This is a genomic window from Nocardia sp. SYP-A9097 (genome assembly GCF_009649815.1).
Lineage (GTDB): Bacteria > Actinomycetota > Actinomycetes > Mycobacteriales > Mycobacteriaceae > Nocardia.
On record NZ_WJIC01000001.1, the window covers coordinates 641,742 to 661,893 of the forward strand.

The following is a 20,152-nucleotide window of genomic DNA, read 5'->3' on the forward strand; positions in this document are numbered from 1 at the left end:
GCGACAGTAGCCGCGCGGGTCCGTGCCCAGCGACTGATCGGCAGGTAGCGTCGGGCCGATGCGCACGGGAACCAGACTGCTCGGAATGGTCGTCGCTTCCGGTCTTGCACTGACCGCCTGCTCCGGCGACAAAACCGCCGACCGAATGCAAGAGGCGGCCAATAACTTCGCCGACGCGCTGAACCGCGACGATATCGCCGCGGCGGCCGCGGCGACCACCGACGGAAAGCCGGCCACCGACACCCTGACCGGGCTCTACGACGGGCTCGGCAAGGATGTGAAATTCCAGGTCGACAAGGTCGAAAAGGCCGACGGCGGCGGGACCTTCACCCTCGCGGCCGACTGGAGACTCGGCAAGGACGGCCACAACCGGTGGACGTACAGCACCACCGGGCGACTCGACGACACCGCCGACGGCTGGAAGGTGCATTGGAATCCGGCCACCGTCGCCCCCGGACTCGATATCGGGCCGCTGTCCTACAGTGCCGTCGACCCGACACCCGCCGCGCGCATCCTGGACAGCACCGGCGGCGAATTCATGACCCAGCAGATCGTCACCCTGGTGAACCTCGCGCCCGGCGCGGACACCGCGGCCGTCGCCGCACTGCTGCACCAGGTCGCCGCCGATATCACCGCAGCCTCGCTGAACTCGGAATTGACTGCCGCACAAGGTAAATCGATCACCGCCGTCACCCTGCGGGCCGCTGACATCGCACCCATCCAGGACGCGCTCACGGCGCTGCCCAATGTCACCCTGGCGCCACAGACCCGGCTGCTCACCACCGACCGCGCCCTCACCTCACCCACCTGGTCCGGGCTCGCCGACCTCTGGCAACAGGACACCGACGCGGCGGCGGGGTGGGCCGTGCGGGCACAGGGCACCGACGGGACACAGCGCGTCGGCGGGCCGGATGCCAAGCCGGTCAACGACATTCGCACCACCCTCGACCCCGCGCTACAACGGGCCGCCGAGGCCGCGCTCGCGCCGATTCCACAGGCCGCGACCATCATCGCGCTACAACCATCCAGCGGCAATGTGCTCGCCATCGCGCAGAACGCCCCCGCCGACGCGCAGGGACCGATCGCACTCACCGGGCTGTACCCGCCCGGATCCACCTTCAAGACGGTGACCGTTTCGGCGGCACTGCAGTCGGGTGCCGTCACTCCGGACACCGTGCTGCCGTGCCCGGGCACCGAGAATATCGAGGGGCGACAGATTCCCAATGACAACAACTTCGACCTGGGCAGCGTGCCTTTGCACACCGCGTTCGCGAAATCCTGCAATACGACCATGGGACGGCTCGCGGTCAACCTGCCACCGGATGGGCTCACCAATGCGGCGAGCCAATTGGGCCTCGGGCTCGACTATGTGACACCCGCGCTGACCACCGTCACCGGCAAGGTGCCCGTCGCCGACACACCCGCGCTGCGCGTGGAGGAGGGCATCGGACAGGGCAAGGTCACCGCCACGCCCTTCGGGATGGCGTTGGTCGCCGCGGCACTCGCACACGGCGCGCCGCCGAATCCGATCCTGGTGCAAGGCCGACCCGGCACCCCCGACCATGCCGCCGCACCACTGCCCGCCGGGACAGCCGATCAGATCAAAGCCATGATGCGGGAGACCGTCACCTCGGGCACGGCCACCCAACTGGCCGATATCCCGGGCCTGCTCGGCAAGACCGGCACCGCCGAATTCATCGATGACAAGCACGCGCACGGCTGGTTCGTCGGCATCGAAGACGACCTGGCCTTCGCCGTTTTCATCAATGACGCCGGGTCCTCCACACCCGCCGTGGACGCCGCCGGACGCCTGCTCCGCGCCCACTAACCAGTAGCCGCAGTAACGATTCCCTTCCCGATTCCGACGTCCTGGAAGAATCACGGCCCGTCGGGGGGCCGGTCCATCCACCGGAACGGGAATGGGAACCGGGACATTGGCTCTTCGAACCTTTTTTGCGCGCATATGGTCCTACCTCGGGAAAAACCGTCGCACCGCGATACCCGTGGCCGCACTCGCCACGCTGGGACTCGTCGTAGCCGTCGCGGCCTCCTGGGGCATCACCTCCTCGCCGCGCACCACGGAAACGCAACTCACCTCATCGGTCACCGAATGCCACGACATGGTGACCATCTCCGTCGCCGGGCGCAATGACACGCCCGTCTCCGGAACCACCGCCATGCTGGTCGACGCCAACGGCAATGAACTGCCCGCCGCGCTGTCCGGCGACCACAAGAGCGAATGGCTCGACCCGGTCGTGAACGCGGGCAGCAATGCCGTCGGCTCCGACTCGAACGCCGCCATCTACATCGCGTACCCGGCCAACTTGAACTCCGAAGAGGCCGCCGTCACCGCCGGTGTCGACAACACCAAGCGGGTGATGCGCGAAATCGCGTCGGTCTGCCCGAACACCAAGTTCTCCATCGTCGGCTACAGCGAAGGCTCGGACGTGGTTCGCCGCGTCGCCATGCAGGTCGGCAACCAGAACGCCGGCGCCGACGGCAAATACGACATCGTCGACCCCGACAAGGTGCTCGGCGTGGTCATCCTCGCCGACCCGGGCCGCAAGGCGGGCGACGGCACCTTCATCGGCGCCCAGGACCCCAACCACCCCGACAACTTCGACACCAACTACGGCGGCAAGGGTGCGGGCGGCCAAGGCGCACTCCCCGACACCGGTGGCGACTTCGGTAAACTGAACGGCAAAATCGCCTCCTTCTGCTCCGATGGCGACCTCACCTGCTCTGCGCCGCAGAACATTTCGCTGCTGCAGCTGGCGATCAACGTCGGCCGTCAAATCAATGTCGACGCCCTCCAGAACGACGGGCTCACCCCCGCGACCGGTCAGGACGTAGCCGTCAAACTCGGCAGCATCGCGCTCAACGCCTTCCAGTACATCGGGTCCAACCCCAACTGGATGAAGAGCGACGAAACCTTCCTCTCGGTCCTGCTGAAGGTCTCCGCCCCCGGCTACAAGCCCGGCGCGACCACCGCGGCCCCTGTCGCCGCCGCCGACAATATCGCGACAAATGACATGTCGCCCCTGGCCTACCTGCCCCAGAAGGTCTTCAACGAGATCGTCGGCCTGATCGTCACCAACACCAACACCATCCCGGTCATCCTCAGCGACCCGTACCAGCAAACCCTGGGCCCCGACCACACCGGCCACCACTTCGACTACTGGAAAGACGCCGACCAGTCCAACGGAAAGCCCCTGACCTCAGCCGAATACGCCGCAGCCTGGCTGACCCACCTCGCCCAGCAAGCCCAAAAAGGCGAACCGGTAACCACCACCGCCAAGCCCGAACCGGCTGACCTCGCCGCCGCCTACAAGGCCGCCAAGCCCGAAACCGGCGTCACCACAGCCAACGTCACCACCACCCCCTCCTCGACCACAACAACGTCGAAGACCTCGGGCACCACAACAACCGCCCCCACCACCCCGGGCTCCACAACAACGGCCCCCACGACAACGGCCCCGACCACCACGGTCCCGACCACCGTCGCCCCGACCACCACGGACCCTGCGGCCGCCGCGGCCCCCACCACGACCGTCCCCACCACTGTGGCTCCGACAACGGTTGCCCCCACCACAACGGTCGCGCCGACCACGACCCCGCCGGTGACGACAACAATCAGCGGCCACTGACACACAAAATCGACCGAACCCAGTGCGGGGCATGTGAACTCATCACATGCCCCGCACTCGGGTTCGGACCGAGGTCACTTCATCCCAGCAGACCTCAGCTTTGCACCTCACGTGTCACTCGTTTGCACCTCACGTGTCACTCGAATGATGAAATCGATTGGCTTTCGTTGCCGCCTGTAGGTTCTCAATCAGCAATGCATTTCCCGGACCTCACCGCGACGACTCTCCAGGGCTACGCCCAAACTTCACAGCTGTGCTCGATCGATGTGTCCGTGGACGCGCGTAGTCGTCGTTGTCGGTCGGGCGGATCACAAACGAGCAACCCGACCATGCTCAGGACTGAAACGTCAAGCGTCTCTTGAGAACAAACCGACAAGCATGTCCTGAGACCTCACAGTCGACACCATGAGATGCCCAGTACCCGGCTTTCTACAGCGAGGTGGCCAGTGCGGCAACCTGTTTCGAGATAGTCGCGCGATGCTGGACAGGCATGCCCATTGGTGGTCGAACGGATCAATGACTATCTGGTGCGGTGGCTCGTGCAGAAAGGTAGGCGGTTCCGGGGCCGTTGGAAACGAGCACGTGAAGCGCTTCCGAAGGCCGCGGAGGCCTACCCGAAATTATTCTCCGACTGGGCAATCGGGAACCCCGCAACCGTGAACGCTCGATGATAGGAGCCGTGTGACGGGAGACTGTCACACACGGCTCTGAGAGGGCCGGGAGGTGAACCCTCCCGGCCGCCTGCTAGAGCACCTTTCGCTCTCTACCGGTACACAATGCCGGAAAACGGTGAATTCTCCGGGCTAGGCAGTACCACCGCCACCCGTTTCCGGAGACCCCTCGGGCACGTCCCCGCCCGGCCCTTGCTCGCCGGGCCCTTGCTCGCCGGGCCCTTGCTCGCCCGGTCCACCGGGACCACCGCCAGGGGGAATCGGAATGGGAATGGGAATGGGAATGGGGATCGGGATGGGGAGAACTCCGACTCCGCCACCACCGCCGGGGATGCCAGCCGGGATGCCGCCGGGGATGACGGGGACAACTCCGCCAGGGGGGATGGGGATGGTCGGCAACGTTGTCGGCGGGCCTGTCGTCGTTGTCGGCGGGCCTGTTGTCGTTGTCGGTGGGCCTGTTGTCGTTGTCGGTGGGCCTGTCGTCGTTGTCGGCGGCGCTGTCGTCGTTGTCGTTGTCGGCGGCGCTGTCGTCGTGGACGTCGGTGGAATAGCGCAGTTGGGTCGGGTGATCCTGTTGTTGTCCAGGCTGACCTGGCCGTTGCGTGCCAGTACCCGTCCCTCCACGATGGTTCCGGTCTGCACCGAGATCGAGGTCAACGCCATGATGGTTCCGACGAAGGTGGAGTTGGTGCCCAGTGTTGCGGAGCTACCCACCTGCCAGAAGACGTTGCACGCTGAGGCCCCGTTGATGAGGCTGACCGTGCTGCTCGATGCCGTGATCAACGTAGATCCCGCTTGGAAGATCCAGACCGCGTTGGGATCGCCCTGCGCATCGAGGGTGACTGTCCCGGTTAGGCCCATGGGGCCCGCCGTGTTGTACACCCCCGCGACCAGTGTGAGGCCGGCGAGATCAGGGGGAGCAGCGGTGGCAGGACCGCGACCCGCAGCATCGTTATATGCCGTAGTCAGATCTGATTGCGCTTGCAACGCCACCGCGTCGGCAGCGTGAATGGTTCCGACCACTGATCCCGGCGGAAAGCCGGTGACCGCGGAACCCGGGCTGACCCCCAGATCGCCGGTGATAATCGAAGGTCCCGTGTTGGTGACCGTCTGGCCCGCCAATACCGCGAACGATGTGGCCGTCCCTAACCCGACCGGGGGCTGGGCCGCTGACGCTACCCCATTGAATATCAGCAGGACCGTGGCGGTCACAACCGTCGCCCCGGCGACGATCAATCGTTTGATCGGACGCCGCCGGGGCGAGTTGGACGGAAACGTCACTGGTTTCCCTTCGCCGTTTAACGGCACACGTATGAATGTCACTGTCCGTCTTCGATCCAATCGGTAGGAGTGGATGGGTCGATCCAGACGCGAATTTCATACGCCCCTTGAGGTTCACCCCGAATGGTGGACAGGAAATCAAGCAGCTTTCGCTGCGACTGTCAGGGACTGCTCGAAGCGGATGGGACTGACCATCCCGATTGCCGAGTGCCGGCGGCCAGTGTTGTACCAGCCGATCCAATTGTTAACCGAGGCAACCAATTCAGCCTTTATCACATAGGCGTGCCGATAGTAGTGTTCGTGCTTGAAACTCGACCAGAACGATTCTGCGGGGCTGTTGTCCCAGCAGATCCCGGTATCGCCCATTGATCGCCGAAGCTGGTGTGTGGCACAGGCTTTCGTTGTCAACCCGGCTGTGAACTCCCCGCCGCGATCGGAATGCAACACGGTCCCGGCCACCTGCCCGTCCCGGATCGCACACAAGAACATGTCACCTTCACCGCAGGTCAGATAGGTGATATCGGTCAACCACACCGCGTTCAGGCGACCCTGATCGAACCTTCGGCGCACCAGATCCGGCGGGAACGACGCCGTCGGATCGACCACCGTGGTGCGGACCTTGAACGTGCGAGGACTCAAGCCCTCGATCCCGATCTCCGCCATAATCGCCGCGACGGTCTTGGCGGTGACCACTTCCCCGTGCTCGCGCAGCTCAGCCGTGATTCGTGGTGACCCGTAGGTGCGGTCGGAGTCGGCGTGTACCTCCACGATCTTCACGCTCAGATCGGCGCGCCGCTGCTGCCGTGTCGTCAACTCTGTTGCGGCCCTGCGTTTCTTCCATTCGTAGAACCCCGATGCCGATACCTTCAGCAATCGCGCCATCCGCACGACATCGAACCCGCCACAGGCACCGGTGGTGCCGGCGGGTACCGCGACGGCGGCGGCGGCCCCAGAGGCGGCGCACTTCGCCATCAGATCGAACCGGGCTGGTTGTTCTGCATCGAGGCAAAGTACGCCGAGGCATCAGGTGTCCACTTCCTCGGGGGAACCTCACCTTGGCCGCACTCCAAACCGGCTCGAGCCCAACGACAGTCCGAAGCCAGAAATTAACCCATCCAGGTTTGCGCGGCCTACGAAGTACCTTCCGATGCCGATCTAACTGGCGCGACATGCTCGCGCGCGTTGTTTACTGCTGCAGCAGTAAACAACTGGTGCGACATGCTCGCGCGCGTTGTTTGCCGCTGCAGCGGCGAACAACGTTGGCCGCTGCAGCGGCACGCGGTGTCACGGTCGAGTCTCGCCACGGAAGTAGCAGTGTTCGCAACTAGTGGGCGATCCCTCTTCTGGCGGGCGACCAAGCAAGCGCCCCCGAGGACGGTCCTCTCAAGGACGGTCCTCGGGGGCCCCACCACTCACCAAACAAGAAGAGGTTAAACAAACATGGGCGGTCTTCTCAGCGGTCTGCTGCCGGTCGTAGGCAACCTTCTCACCGGTGTCGTCAGCGTTCTGGTCCACTCGCTGTTCTGACACGAATGCTTGGTTTGTGGCCCGACCCCCGACATCTCAAAACAGTCCGTCGGGGGTCGGGCCGCAAACAATTCACTACGCCGAACCGATACAAAGACGATCAACCGAAAGGCTGTCCGAATGATCCTCCAGCCCGTAATCGACCTCGTCACAGGACTTCTCGCCGTCGCGGGAGGCACAATCCATTTTCTGACCGGCGGCCTGCTCTAGGGGGCTATGACAACCCCAGCGGGATCAACGTGAAGTGCGGCAAGTCCAAGTAAAGCTCGAGTCGCAGAGAGGTCGGATCGTTGTGTCGAGGAAGCTAGCTCAAGCAGTCGCCGTAACCGGCGCGTGTGCCGTCATCGCAGCCACAGGCGCCGTCGTAGCCCAACCCTCTGCCGCCGCTCCGGAATTCGATCCGACCGACTGCCCGGCCTTGTACACCCTCGGCGTTCAGGGCACAGGGCAGTCCTCCCTCAGCGCATCGCCCACCGTCGACACCGGCATGCTGTCGGGCGTTTTCGCGCCATTGCTGGCCAGCGTTTCGAAGCCCGGAGCGGTCGATCGCGCATACGTGCCCTATCCCGCGGCGTTCGGCGGGATCGTGCCCGGCGCTGCCACGCCGCCGTACACACAATCCGTCTTCGCCGGACTCGACGAGCTGCGGAGCATGACCCGCGCGATCACAAGTAAATGCGAGAACACCAGCCTGGCTTTGCTGGGGTATTCACAAGGGGCGCACGTTGTTTCGTTGTTCCTTCGCGAAGTAGGGCTCGGATACGGCGTGGTGGCACCGGACAAGATAGCCGGCGCCGCACTCTTCGGCGACCCGACCCGTGACCCGGGGGCACCAGTGTTCCCTGGCGCGCCGGGACAGCACACACCCGCCCCCGCACCCGGCACCGACCGAACAGCATTAGCGGGGCTGCCACCAGTTGCACAGACGATGCCAGCGGGCGGTGGCATCGGACCGCAACAAGACATTGCCGCAGACTTCGGCGCGCTCACCGGACGCGTGGCTTCGTTATGCCTTGCAGAAGACCTCGCTTGCGACGCACCCACCGGCGCACCGATACTGCACGCGTTGACGAACATCATCGGCCAGGCGCTGCTGTCCCCGCTCGACCCAAGTACCGTACTGTCCTCTATCATTCAAGCTGTTGTCGCGACAACGGTGAAGACCGCCGCCGCCGTCGTAAGCAATGATGTGGTCGGCAACACGGTCGGAACACTGACGCTGACGTCCGAAAGGACGCTCAGTCAGCGCCTTGCGGAAGCCTCGGACCCTCGGGTGCCGGTTCATGGTCCCGACGCGCAGGCGGCATTGCTCAAAGTGGCTACAGTCGCGCTCAATATTTTGCTCGCCGTAGTAGGCGTGACACTCGAACCGAGCGAAGTCGCCGACATTCTCAGCGTGGGTGAGAATCAACCTATGGACGGCATTGCCCTCCTTACGGAAAAGATTGCTGGCCCGCGATTCCCATCGGTGCCGATCGAACCCGCCGGGAACCTGGTGATACAAGCATTCGACGCGGTCGCCTTTGCCGTCGCAGACAACGCCGCGCTCCTCGAACCCGCAACGTGGGCGAGATATCAGGATGTTGTCGCACGCCATGGCGCCTATGTATGGGAATCCGTCACCGAAACCGGCCAGACGTCTACCCAATTCGTCGCGGGCTGGTTTGCGGCGCTGGCGCGCAGTCTCGCCACCCGGACAGGCACCGCCGCCAAGGCTTCCGCTGCACCGAGTGCTCCTAGTCGGCCAATGGATACAGATCAAGCTGTGGCGCGAGGCGATGCGTCTCCACCGGAGAGCCAGGGCGCCCAACCAGCTACGGCCAAATCTGCGCCCGAGGCTGCTCCCGCACGGCACGCACTACGGAAAGACAGCGGAAACGCCCTTGGCGACCCAGCCAACATCATTATGTGGGATTGCCTTTGGATGCTCCTGATGTTCGTGGTTTTGCGTCGACTGCTTCGACATCGGCTCACCGCTGGCGCTGACGCCGGTGCCGGATCCAGCTTTCTTGCCGGGTCCACAAACTCAGCCTCGAACAGCGCCGGCTGGTGGGGGTATAAGAGCGCGCCGCCGATAGCCGCAGCAGTCGGAGCCATGTCGGTTATCGTGGTGTCGGTGCGCGAGTTCCTGTAGGGGATACCGACAGATCACCATTTTGTAGGGGCTGCGGGGTTGCCGTCGCGTAAAGTGGGCCCACCACGACAAGATCAACACCGTCTCCCGCTCTCGCGACAACCTGGCGCGCAGTATTCGCGGTCAAACCGCCCTCATCGACCGAGGTTGATGCTGCGAGCCCGGGTCTCTTCAGGGCCATGGCGTGCCAGCGGGCTACGGGGTGATGCCCACGAGCACGGTGTAGGCCACTACGTTGGACAGATAGCTTCTTGTGGTGTGGTCGAATTCGCCACCACACGTCACCAGTTGCAGCGCGCTGTATCCGCGCGAGTCGTAGACCTCATGAGTTGGGAACTCTGACTTCAGATAGGTGGCTACTTCCTGAACGCGGAAGTGAGCAACCGATCGGTCCGCTCTTGTCACGTCGACCTGGTCCCCGGGGCGCAGTGACGATAGTCGGTAGAAGACCGCAGGTCCGGTGTAGGAGTCTACGTGTCCCAGGATGACCGCGGAGCCCATGTCTCCGGGTGGGGGGCCGTTTCGGTACCAGCCCGCCACCTGAAAGTCCGTCGGAAGTTCTACGGTGCGATCAGGATTCAGGCCGAGCTCGGAGAGCGGTCCATCCACCGCGATAGCTGGGATGCGTAGTTCCACAGGGAGCGATTCTGGAAGCGCGGCCGGGGCCACGCTACCGAACGCGGTCACGGCGGCATCGGTGGCCGGGACCAGGTTCCCACCCGGGCACAGTCGAGCGATCGGACTCAGTACCGCAAGAAATAGCAGAATGCTCGCCGCTAATCGTAGGTGCTTCGACGACACCGGCGAACTGCGTCCTGTACTGCGCGGAGTGCGCGCTCGTGCTTCAGTCATTCCGGTTCCGGCCGTGCTGCGGTCGGTCCCTGACGTCGGCGAGTGGTCCGCTCGAGCGGGAGGCTGAGTCCGGGTACCGCCAGCACACCCAAGGTCATCAACTGGGTGCGGACTATCGGGGGTGCCGCCCTCGCCGGTACCTGGCGGACCCTTTGGCGGAACTCCGGGGCCAGGCGTCACAGGCGGTGCTGTCTCGGGCGTATCGGCGCCGCCCTGACCACCACCGGGTCCACCTGAACCGCCGGGGTCTTGCGGTGGTGATTCCGGAATCGGTAGGCCGGGACCGCCGGGCACCCCTGGGATGACCGGTACAGCACAAAATGACGACCTCATAGGAACTCCTCGACACATAGAATTCGTCCACAAGGCTCACATGCAATCGTGAATGCGAGCGGATCGGTCTATTGCCTCGGTAGCCAACGAAGTGCTTATTGAACTCAACACGTGTTACTGCGATATTACGCTTCAAGACTATGTCTCCTAATTAAACTTTGAGTTTGGGTGTTGTACCGAAAATAAATGTAATGAATCTATTAGGCTGCCGTAGCAGCCATGGGTGGGGATCGGGAGAAAGTGGCGAGGCCCCGCTCTGCCAGACTCGCATTAGACCAGGTGACCGGTCGGTTTTAGAGGTCCGAGTAGGGCCGAGATCAGGGATTTCTGGTGGTGACGTCGGGTGCAGCCGATCCGCCCACCGAGAATTGGTGACGTCAAACATCCCGTGAAGTCAAAACGTCAAGCATCACCTGAAGCCCGACAATTTTTCGTTGGCTATTTCTTTGGGTTACCGGTTCCTTCTTCTTTTCTTCCTCCGGGCTCCCAACTTTTCACCCACAATTACGTGGCTCATCAAGCCCGCGGCACAACACTTTTCGCGGGATAGTTCAGTGCAAGGAAGTCGAGCGACGCGACCGGTCGGCCTCCTGGCATAGGGGGTCCAGGAACGGGGTCGCCGAATCCGGCACGGCGGGGACGGTTGACGCAAGGAAGTGGACGCTACACCGACATATCGACAGCTTCTGCTGTGCGGAACTGGTAGTCAGCGGCGCGTCGGACCGCTCAGCATCAACTCGACTTCCCTCACGCGCTTTTCCAATCGCGCCGAGTGGACGGCGTTCGCAGCTGTCCGCGCGTCATGGATTGTGGCCCGGGCAGCATCGATCGGTTCCGCGTTCCAGCGCCACACCTGTCGTAATTTGCTACAGTTCGGCGAAAGCCGCTGAGCTGCACAGATTTCGGTGCAGTATCGCCCTTGGGCTACTCGACCCCCAGAGAAGCCCGGCTTGAACTTCCGGGTCGTCCGGATTAACGCCCTCATCGATCAGGGCCTGGCGCTCGTCTTCATCAAAGTCCATGCTCGATTGGACGACCGAGACTCCAGCACCGATGCGTCGGCGATCTGAATGTCCGCTGCTTCACCGCCTTGAGGCTGAGCATACCGAGTCACCACTCCAACGTGAAGGCAACCTTGGGGTTGGACAGCTTCTTGCGGGGCTTGACATCGACAACAGTCGGTCGCGAATCCTTCAGCAGCAGGAAGTCGGGCACATGCCGATAGAGGCGTTTGTTGATGACCGTCCGCATCGAGAACGGCTGCGCGGCAATGTCACTCACTGCCCTGTCGTAGTCAGCGATCCGAAGCTGTGACAGTTCGAGCAGAGACTCGTAGACGATGCCGTCGCCGACCGTCGCCGACCAGTACTCGCCAGAGTAGTGCTTCTGTCCGTAGTACCAACGGAACGTCCGCCACGGTAGGGAACCCGAGAGCCGGTCGAAAGTCACTTCCGCCCAGGGGAAGGAGACAGGCTCGGCCTCACACGACCGCACCTGAACAGCAACCGTCGTTGAACTGCACCGCACCATAACCGCAGACCCCCTCCGCGACAACCTGGTGACTCTGATTGTCCACCCCACACACAGACTGTGCGGAGCATTGGTCTCAACTTCTCAAATACGCTGCATGAGTGAAGATCACATGCAGCCGAGAGTGAGGAGATGCAGTGCGGAACGAGAATCTACAGTTGCCGCGATCAGCCTCGGGCCATATCGACAAACCGGCTCAGGTGCAGCTGATGTGCCACTGTAATGGTCGCAGTCGGACCATTACGGTGTTTACCGACAATGAGGTCGGCTTCGCCTCCGCGGGGGTCATCTCTTTCGAATGCATCGGGTCGATGGAGCAGGATAACCATGTCGGCATCCTGCTCGAGGCTGCCCGATTCGCGAAGATCGGAGACCATTGGTCGCTTATCGGTTCGCTGTTCTGGACCACGGTTCAGCTGACTGATTGCGATAACCGGGACTTCCAATTCCTTGGCCATTAGTTTAAGGCTTCGGGAGAAATCCGAGACTTCCTGCTGGCGGGATTCCACCTTTTTACCGGAACTCATCAGCTGGAGGTAGTCGACCACGATGAGCCGCAGGTCATGGCGCTGTTTCAGCCGACGAGCCTTGGCGCGGATTTCCATCATGGTGAGGTTCGGGGAGTCGTCCACGAATAGTGGCGCTTCACTGATTTCGCTCATACGGCGAGCCAGTCGAGTCCAGTCGTCATCGCTCATGCGACCCGAACGCATATCACCGAGTTTGATCTTCGCTTCGGCGGATAGGAGGCGCATGACGATTTCGGTGCGGCTCATTTCCAGGGAGAAAATAACGCTCGCCATACCGTGCTTGATCGAGCAGCTCCGCATAAAATCCATACCGAGCGTGGAGTTGTGGGTCGGCACCATGGCGCGGCCTGCGAGATAGAGGTGGTCCGCGTTGGCGACCTCTACACAACGGACCGGCACGCTCGCGATCGGGCGTACATCCACAATGAAGCGAGAGTTCGAACGGGCGGTATTGATCGCACCGCGGCGCTTCTTGTGTAGCAGTTCTTTTCGGCTCAGGCCGAAGACTTCGTCCTCGGTCGCGAAAGTCAGGGTGTATGCCGTCGACGATTGTTCGGTGCGACCCCGAACCCTCTTGGTCGAGAGCTGGCAACGGTAACCGAGGCTGACGATCAACTCCTCGACGTCGCGGGCAAGGCGTTCACTGGTCACCGCGAACTGCACCGAACCACCCTTGGTCACGGTGCCGTCGGTGTCGAGCAGACCTGCCAACATGGCGCGCCGCTGGGTCTCGGAGGCGCGTAGGTAGTCCACCGGAATGTGTTTGTCGCCGAGCACGCCAATCGTGCGAAGTCGCGCCTGCACCGATCCCACCGTGTTGCGGCAGGTCTGACACATGCGAAGTCCGATGGACGGGCCACCGCAGACGGCGCAGGCAGGTGCGGGAACAGGTGCCGAAACGAATCGGGCCTTGCCGCCACAGGACTGTCCGCAGGTTCGGACTTCACTGGTGAAGGGGACGAACTTGGTGCCGCACACTGCGCAGTTACGAGGCGGAACCGCCGCTTCGGCAGGTAGCTGCAGATAATAGCGCAGTGCAGCCGACTTCGATTGCACCGTAACGATTCCCTCGTTTTCGATACGATGCAGGATCTCGGGATCGGCGGTGGTCAGTTGTGCGGCCGCGGAGGTCCCGTCACCGAGCCAAGCGCCCAATGTGTAAGGCGGCACCAGCAAATCGCGCTGCGTCAGCTGTAGCGCTGCGGCATTGACCACGCTGTGATTGAGACGCCGATCGGCGGTGTCACAGCGCAGGGTTGCCGAGATCTCCGCAGTAGTGCGAACTTCGGCGAACGTTCGTTGATTGCGATTTCGGTTGTACCCGGTCGCCGCGGCCTGCGCGGACCGTCGAGACGCCCGTGTCTCGGTCAGCCACTGGTGCTGCTCATCCGCGATAAGCACTGTGCCATCGGAGAATTCGACCTCGTAGCAGGGCCGGTTGGACATGATCTCGGTGGCTGCCACCACACGGGTTGGATTACCGTTCGCGTCCAGCAGTAGATCGCCGACCTGAACCTCACCCATGGTGGTCCAGCCCGTCGGCGTCGGCAGCGGGGTGTCGAGTGCGAGCGCCTTACCCACACCGGGTCGAGCCGCGACGATGATCATCTGTCCGGCGTGGAGGCCGTTGGTTAGTTCGTCGAGTTCGGTGAAACCTGTTGGGACGCCGAGGGAAATGCCGCCGCGGCTGGCGATGGAGTCGATTTCGTCCATCGTCGGCTGCAACAGCTCTTCGAGGGGGAGGAAGTCTTCGCTCGAGCGGCGTTCGGTTACGTCGTAGAGTTCGGCTTGGGCGCGGTCTACTACCTCGGCTACATCTTGGCCGTCGGCGCCGGCGTAGCCGTATTGGACGATGCGGGTGCCCGCTTCTACCAGGCGGCGCAGGACGGATTTTTCCGCGACGATTTCGGCGTAGTAGCCGGCGTTGGCCGCGGTGGGGACCGTTTGGGTCAGGGTGACCAGGTACGGGGGGCCGCCGATGCGCTTGAGTTCGCCTTTGCGATCCAGCGCGGCGGAGACGGTTACGGGGTCGGCGGGTTCGCCGCGGCCGTAGAGGTCCAGGATGGCGTCGTAGACGGCTTGGTGGGCGGGGCGGTAGAAGTCGCCGGGGCGGATTACCTCGATGACGTCGGCGATGGCGTCCTTGGACAGGAGCATGCCGCCCAAGACCGATTGTTCGGCGGCCATATCGTGGGGGGGCTGGCGGCCGAAATCCTCACCGGGGGCTTCACGGTACTCGGAGGATCCGTTATCGTCATGGCCGCGATCGTCGATGACTGCCATTTCGACCGTCCTCCCTCTTCCGGCCCGGAAGCGATTTCCTCACCGTTTCTACGCCTGCGTACCGACAGATTCGGGCCGCCACGCTGTGAACCTAGGTGACCGGACAGGCACCGACAAACCGAGCTGTGCATACACCTGTGGACAAAGTGGGTGTTGTTCACCAACCGTTGTGCACCCCCTGTGGATAGCTTGGGGACAACACTCGGCTGAGACGCGCAACGCCCAGGTAGTGGCCTATTTCTCAATGCTGGCAACTGTGGATCGAATTGCTCCGGCGTGTCGCCGTCCGTCCACCTTCGGGCGTGTTCGGTGAACAGTATTTCACCGGCGTGTGACCCGCTGCACAAAGAGAGCGGTTGGTTTGCTCAACCATCCACAACCCGGCAAACAGCACCGCGAATCACACAGCGGTGCATAGCGGAAATGAATCGGAGACCGCCCTCGCACCAGAAGTACGAAGGCGGCCTCCGCTCGCGCCGAACTTATTCGGCGGCGTTGACCTGCAGGTCGAACTTGGCAGCCACATCGGGGTGCAGGTGCACCACGACGCCGTGCTTGCCGGTGCTCTTGATGTGAGCCTTCGGCAGCTCGATGCTGCGCTTGTCGACAACCGGGCCGCCCGCAACCTTGATGGCGGCGGCGACGTCGGCGGTGGTGACCGAACCGAAGAGCTTGCCGGTGCCCGCGGTCTTCACAGACAGCGCGACGCCGGTCAGACCCTCGAGGGCCTGCTTCAGCTCGTTGGCGTGATCCAGGTCGCGCACCTTGCGCGCGTCCTGGGCACGACGGATGCCGGCAACCTGCTTCTCGGCGCCACGGCTGGCGACAATCGCCAGGCCGCGGGGCAGCAGGAAGTTACGGCCGTAACCGTCCTTGACCTCCACGGTGTCGCCGGGCGCACCGAGGTTGTCCACATCAGCAGTCAGAATCAACTTCATTGCTGTGTCTTCCCTTCTCAGCGAGCCGTGGACACGTAAGGCAGCAGTGCGACCTCACGGGAGTTCTTGACGGCAACGGCCACATCGCGCTGATGCTGCACGCAGTTACCGGTCACCCGGCGCGCGCGGATCTTGCCGCGATCGGACACGTACTTGCGCAGCAGCGCGGTGTCCTTGTAGTCGATGTTGACGGTGCCGGTCTTGGCTTCCTTGCAGAAAGCACAAGCCTTCTTCTTCAGCACCTTCTCGCGTGCCGGTGCTTTGGCCATGGGTTTTACTCCGTAATCCTGGGGGAGCTCTCAAGCTCCCTGCGAAAGCCGTTGCCTAGAACGGCGGTTCATCGTCCATCTGCTGCCCGCCCCCGAAGGAGCCGGCTGCGGGCGCACTGCCCCACGGGTCGTCGCCGGCACTCTGGCCGCCACGACCTCCGCCACTGCCACTGCCTCCGCCGGAGAAACCTCCGCCGCCGCCCTGACCGCCGCCCCCCTGGGGAGCGCCGCCGCCACCTGCGAATCCTCCGCCGCCACCGCCACGGGTGGTTTTGTTGATCTTCGCGGTCGCGTACTTCAGGGACGGACCGACCTCTTCGACCTCGAGTTCGACGACCGTGCGCTTCTCACCCTCGCGGGTTTCATAGGAGCGCTGCTTCAGTCGTCCACTCACGATCACCCGAGATCCACGGGTCAGGCTCTCGGCGACATTCTCCGCAGCTTCTCGCCAGATGTTGCAGCGCAAGAAAAGCGCTTCGCCGTCTTTCCATTCATTGGTATTACGGTCGAACACACGGGGAGTCGACGCGACCGTGAAGTTCGCGACGGCCGCTCCCGCGGGCGTGAATCGAAGCTCGGGGTCAGCCGTCAAGTTTCCGATGACGGTAATGACCGTGTCGCCTGCTGCCATTGTTCCTCCTGCTATCCGGTGCAGTCCGCAGTGCACTCGCCTGTTGCGCCCAGCCTAGAGACACAGACCGACGCATTGTGAGCGCACATGCGGGAGGACAGGACCTACTTCTTGCCGAGCCGCAGCACCTTGGTGCGCAGCACCGACTCGTTCAGTCCCAGCTGGCGATCGAGCTCGCTGACAGTCGCGGACTCAGCGGTCAGCTTGACGACCGCGTAGATGCCTTCGGCCTGCTTGGCGATCTCGTAAGCGAGACGACGCTTGCCCCAGATGTCGACGTTGTCGACCTTGCCGCCTTCCTGACCAACCACGCCGAGCATGGTGTTCAGGTTCGGGCCAACGGTGCGCTCGTCCAGACTCGGATCGAGGATAACCATCACTTCATAATGACGCACGGACCTCATCACCTCCTATGGGCTTAAACGGCCACGGACGATCCGTGGCAGGAGGGTTCGTTGCGTCAGCAACCCGCCAAGGCTACATGAACGGGGTGTGAGCAGCGAAATCGGCTCGGTCGACGGGTTTGACGGGCCGGGATCGGGGTGCTGGCCCTATGGTGGTGGCCATGCTGAACCGACCCGTCGCCAGTGAGCCGGTCGCCGACCGTCGCGCGGGCGGGGTGTGGTCGTCGTTCGCGTTCGTGTCCGTACTGGTGTGCGCGGTCACATTATTGGTGGCCTACTTCAACAAGGCGCGCTGCGCGGGCGCGCCGTTCGACGAATTCGGGCGCAGCACCATCTTCGATTCGGTGAAGGATTCGACGGTCTGCTATTCCGATATCCAGTTCCTGTGGCTGGGCCGCGATATCAATGAGCATGTCTTCCCGTACCTGAGTGGCGGTATCACCCCGGATGGCGCGCTCACCGGCGGCGCGGTCGAATATCCGGTGCTGAGTGGGCTTTTCATGTGGCTGGGCGCGGTCGGCGCGAATGATGACGCCGCGTTCCTGCTGCACTCGGCGCTGCTGCTGGCTCCGTTCGCGCTGTTGACCGCGTACATGTTGGGCCGCATGGGCGGTCGCGCGGCGCTGCTGTGGGCGGCCGGGCCGCCACTGATCCTGTACGCCTTCCACAATTGGGAGCTGCCGGTGGTGTGCGCGGCGGTCGGCGCGGCGTACACCGTGACGGTTATGACCCGATATTCGTTGCGGGCCAGGGCAATTGCCGCGGCGGTACTGCTGGGTATCGGCTTCTGTCTGAAGCTGTATCCCGGAATCTTCGTGCTGCCCTTGCTTTTACATGTGCTGGTCGGCGAGCCGGAGCCGGGTGTGGACGCGCGTTCACCGCGTCCTTTCGATGTGCGGGGCGCGTTCGCGGTGGCCGGAACCGCCCTGGTCACGGTGGCGGCGATCAATCTGCCGTTCGCGCTGGCGGGATATGAGGGCTGGCGGGCGTCGATCACCTTCCAGCAATTGCGGCAGGCTGATATCACCACGAATTCGATCTGGTACTGGGGTTTGCGCCCACTGTTCGGCAGCACACCCGCCGCGGAGGCGACCTTCCAGGACGTGGTGTCCGTGGCCTCTCCGCTGCTGATCATGGTCGCTTTCGCGGTGGCGACCTGGCTGGGCTGGCGGCGGTTCGCGGTCACCGGGCTGTACCCGTGGATCGGCGTGAGCGGTGCCATGCTGTGCGGATTCCTGTTGTTCCACAAGGTGCATTCGCCGCAGTACACGCTGTGGCTGATCCCGTTCCTGGTGCTCCTGGAGGTGCCGTGGACGCTGGTCGGGGCGTATCTGCTGGCCGACGCCGCGATCGGGATCGGGGTGTTCCGGTACTTCTACACACTCGGTTCGGGGCACTCCGCCGAGGTGACCGAGAATGTGGTGCAGTTCGGGGTGTGGGGCCGGGCGGTGCTGCTGGTGGTGTTCTTCTTCCTGTTCATCCGGGCCAAGCCGCGGGTGAGGGATAGCGAGGCAGGCGGATTCGAGCGGGATCCGGCACCGGTATTGGCGTACTCGGCGCTCTAATGCGCTGTCGCTGAATCGATTTCGGGCTTGCGGGCGCGAAATGCCGCGCTCTTCGCGCGATTTCCGCACACGGTCATATCGCACCAGCGCCGCGAACCCGCGCGTGAGGTGTCGACGTAGAGGCGAGTGCAGTCCTCGCGCCCGCATTCGCGGACCCGATTCCGGTCCGCGCCGCCTACCAATTCGATGGCCGATCGGGCGATGGCGGCGAGCACGGATTCGCCTGTGCCGCTGCGCGATATCCCTCCGTCGGCAGAGAGTTCGACGCCGGGCGTTGTGCCGCGGGCGATTTCGTTGACGAGCCGACGATCCGATTCGGCAATGGTCTCGTCGTGAATGACCGCCAGTGCCATGCGCCAGGTGGCTTCGCGTAGTCGTGTCGCGCGTGCCAGTTCGGCGGCGTCCGCGTCCGGCGCGCTATCCAGCAGGTTCGCGGCGACCGCCCATGTGCCCAGGTCGGCGGGTGTTTCGAGGGTGTCCTCGAAGCGTCCGCGCCGGGCCTTCACGGTGCCGATGAAGTCCAGGGCGAGATTGCCGCTGACGAAGGTGAACATGTCTTCACAATAACCCCCTTGACAGGTTACATCGACAAGCGCAGGGTAATAACCGTCTTAAGGGGTTACTCGAACGGAGATACCGATGCAGGACCGGCTCATGAACGGGGTCGCACAGCCCGCGTTCGTACTCATGTGGAGCAGTGCGTTCATCGTGGGAATCATCGGCGTCGGCGCGGCCCCGCCGATGGTGGTGCTACTCGGCCGCTACGCCGTCGCCGGTCCGCTACTGGTGCTGTACGGCCTTGCGGTGCACGCGGTTTGGCCCCGCGGCAGGCAACTACGCCATGTGATGGTCGCCGGCCTGCTCATGCAGATCGTGCAGTTCGGCGCCTTCTACACCGCTATGGGTGAGCACGTCTCCGCGGCCGTCATCTCCCTGGTGCAGGGCTTGAATCCCGTTGTCATAGCGCTGTTCTCGGGTGTACTCGGTGAACACATCAGCAGGCGGCAATGGCTCGGATTCGGAGTCGGCGGTCTCGGCGTCGCCCTGGCGGTCAGCGATCAATCCAATTTCACCTGGCTGGGCCTGCTGCTGTGCGTGATCGGCCTGCTCGGCCTGAGCCTGGGCACGGTCTACCAGAAGAAGTTCACCCCCACCGTGGACTCGCGTGCCGCCACCGCCGTGCATCAACTGTTCAGCGCCCCCTTCGCCGGACTCCTCGTCCTGCTGAGCGGCAATTTCCATATCAGCGATCCCGGTCGTTTCGCGGGCGCGCTCACCTGGATGGTGCTGATCAACTCCATGGGCGCGTTCCTGCTGTTGAACGCCATGCTGCGCCGCTGGGACGCCACCCGGGTCGGCAGGCTGTTCTTCGCGACGCCGGTCACCACCGCGGTGCTGGCTTGGCTGTTCATCGCACAACCGCTGCACCCCATGACAATTGCCGGGCTCGCGGTCGGCATCCTCGGGATGGTGCTCGCCTCCCGCCGGACACCGTCGGGCGCGACATCCGAGGCGCTGGTCCCGGCTGTCGGGCGGCCCGAACTCGCCCGCGCCTGA

General features: G+C 63.5%; 15 protein-coding genes and 1 pseudogene. 6 read left to right on the plus strand and 10 right to left on the minus strand.

The genetic code is table 11. The annotated features are described in order from the left end of the window. Positions 1-58: 58 nt before the first annotated feature. The 3 genes from GFY24_RS02890 (at position 59) to GFY24_RS41600 (ending at position 4,869) form a co-directional block, all read left to right on the plus strand. Positions 59-1,828 (plus strand): penicillin-binding transpeptidase domain-containing protein, encoded by a 1,770-nt coding sequence (locus GFY24_RS02890; protein WP_153803328.1) that lies wholly within the window; start codon positions 59-61, stop codon positions 1,826-1,828. 91 nt (positions 1,829-1,919) lie between these two features. After that, positions 1,920-3,647 carry a cutinase family protein gene (locus tag GFY24_RS02895; RefSeq protein WP_153803329.1) on the plus strand — a complete coding sequence of 576 codons (1,728 nt, stop codon included), beginning with the start codon at positions 1,920-1,922 and terminating at the stop codon, positions 3,645-3,647. A 1,072-nt stretch (positions 3,648-4,719) separates the two neighbouring features. Next, positions 4,720-4,869: a hypothetical protein gene (locus tag GFY24_RS41600; protein ID WP_228565980.1), complete on the plus strand. Its 150-nt coding sequence runs from the start codon at positions 4,720-4,722 to the stop codon at positions 4,867-4,869. A gap of 73 nt (positions 4,870-4,942) precedes the next feature. Here the strand turns inward: GFY24_RS41600 and GFY24_RS41605 are convergent. Further along, positions 4,943-5,641 (minus strand): annotated as a pseudogene (locus tag GFY24_RS41605) (ice-binding family protein); the annotation flags it as partial. 96 nt (positions 5,642-5,737) lie between these two features. Continuing rightward, the gene (locus GFY24_RS02905) at positions 5,738-6,571 is read right to left on the minus strand and encodes an IS3 family transposase (RefSeq protein ID WP_153803330.1); all 834 of its coding nucleotides are present in this window, start codon (positions 6,569-6,571) and stop codon (positions 5,738-5,740) included. Between the two features lie 847 nt (positions 6,572-7,418). On the opposite strand from GFY24_RS02905, the gene GFY24_RS02910 reads away from it, so the two are divergent. Then, positions 7,419-9,260: a cutinase family protein gene (locus GFY24_RS02910; RefSeq protein WP_153803331.1), complete on the plus strand. Its 1,842-nt coding sequence runs from the start codon at positions 7,419-7,421 to the stop codon at positions 9,258-9,260. Between the two features lie 195 nt (positions 9,261-9,455). Here GFY24_RS02910 and GFY24_RS02915 read toward each other — a convergent pair whose 3' ends face one another. The 7 genes from GFY24_RS02915 to rpsF all read right to left on the minus strand — a co-directional run bounded on the left by GFY24_RS02915 (position 9,456) and on the right by rpsF (position 17,021). Continuing rightward, positions 9,456-10,463: a class F sortase gene (locus GFY24_RS02915; protein ID WP_309230369.1), complete on the minus strand. Its 1,008-nt coding sequence runs from the start codon at positions 10,461-10,463 to the stop codon at positions 9,456-9,458. A 1,092-nt stretch (positions 10,464-11,555) separates the two neighbouring features. Then, on the minus strand, positions 11,556-11,894 hold the full coding sequence (locus tag GFY24_RS02920) for a TnsA-like heteromeric transposase endonuclease subunit (RefSeq protein WP_194852714.1): 339 nt from the start codon (positions 11,892-11,894) through the stop codon (positions 11,556-11,558). Positions 11,895-12,142: 248 nt separating this feature from the next. Then, positions 12,143-14,788, minus strand: a complete 2,646-nt coding sequence (gene dnaB / locus GFY24_RS02925; protein WP_153803334.1) for a replicative DNA helicase — start codon at positions 14,786-14,788, stop codon at positions 12,143-12,145. Positions 14,789-15,270: 482 nt separating this feature from the next. Further along, positions 15,271-15,726, minus strand: coding sequence for a 50S ribosomal protein L9 (gene rplI / locus GFY24_RS02930; RefSeq protein ID WP_153803335.1), 456 nt, complete (start codon positions 15,724-15,726; stop codon positions 15,271-15,273). 17 nt (positions 15,727-15,743) lie between these two features. Continuing rightward, entirely contained in the window at positions 15,744-15,995 is a 252-nt protein-coding gene (gene rpsR, locus GFY24_RS02935) for a 30S ribosomal protein S18 (RefSeq protein WP_067567655.1), read from the minus strand. Between the two features lie 55 nt (positions 15,996-16,050). Next, complete coding sequence (locus GFY24_RS02940; protein WP_153803336.1) at positions 16,051-16,626, minus strand: single-stranded DNA-binding protein; 576 nt, start codon at positions 16,624-16,626, stop codon at positions 16,051-16,053. Between the two features lie 104 nt (positions 16,627-16,730). Continuing rightward, complete coding sequence (gene rpsF, locus GFY24_RS02945; RefSeq protein ID WP_297614012.1) at positions 16,731-17,021, minus strand: 30S ribosomal protein S6; 291 nt, start codon at positions 17,019-17,021, stop codon at positions 16,731-16,733. A gap of 170 nt (positions 17,022-17,191) precedes the next feature. On the opposite strand from rpsF, the gene GFY24_RS02950 reads away from it, so the two are divergent. Then, positions 17,192-18,595 (plus strand): glycosyltransferase 87 family protein, encoded by a 1,404-nt coding sequence (locus GFY24_RS02950; protein WP_153803338.1) that lies wholly within the window; start codon positions 17,192-17,194, stop codon positions 18,593-18,595. Here the strand turns inward: GFY24_RS02950 and GFY24_RS02955 are convergent. Then, complete coding sequence (locus tag GFY24_RS02955; protein ID WP_153803339.1) at positions 18,592-19,149, minus strand: ABATE domain-containing protein; 558 nt, start codon at positions 19,147-19,149, stop codon at positions 18,592-18,594. The two genes, GFY24_RS02950 and GFY24_RS02955, sit on opposite strands and share 4 nt — an antisense overlap. Before the next feature lie 85 nt (positions 19,150-19,234). Here GFY24_RS02955 and GFY24_RS02960 point away from each other — a divergent pair, with 85 nt between their 5' ends. Then, positions 19,235-20,152, plus strand: a complete 918-nt coding sequence (locus GFY24_RS02960) for a DMT family transporter (RefSeq protein ID WP_228565906.1) — start codon at positions 19,235-19,237, stop codon at positions 20,150-20,152.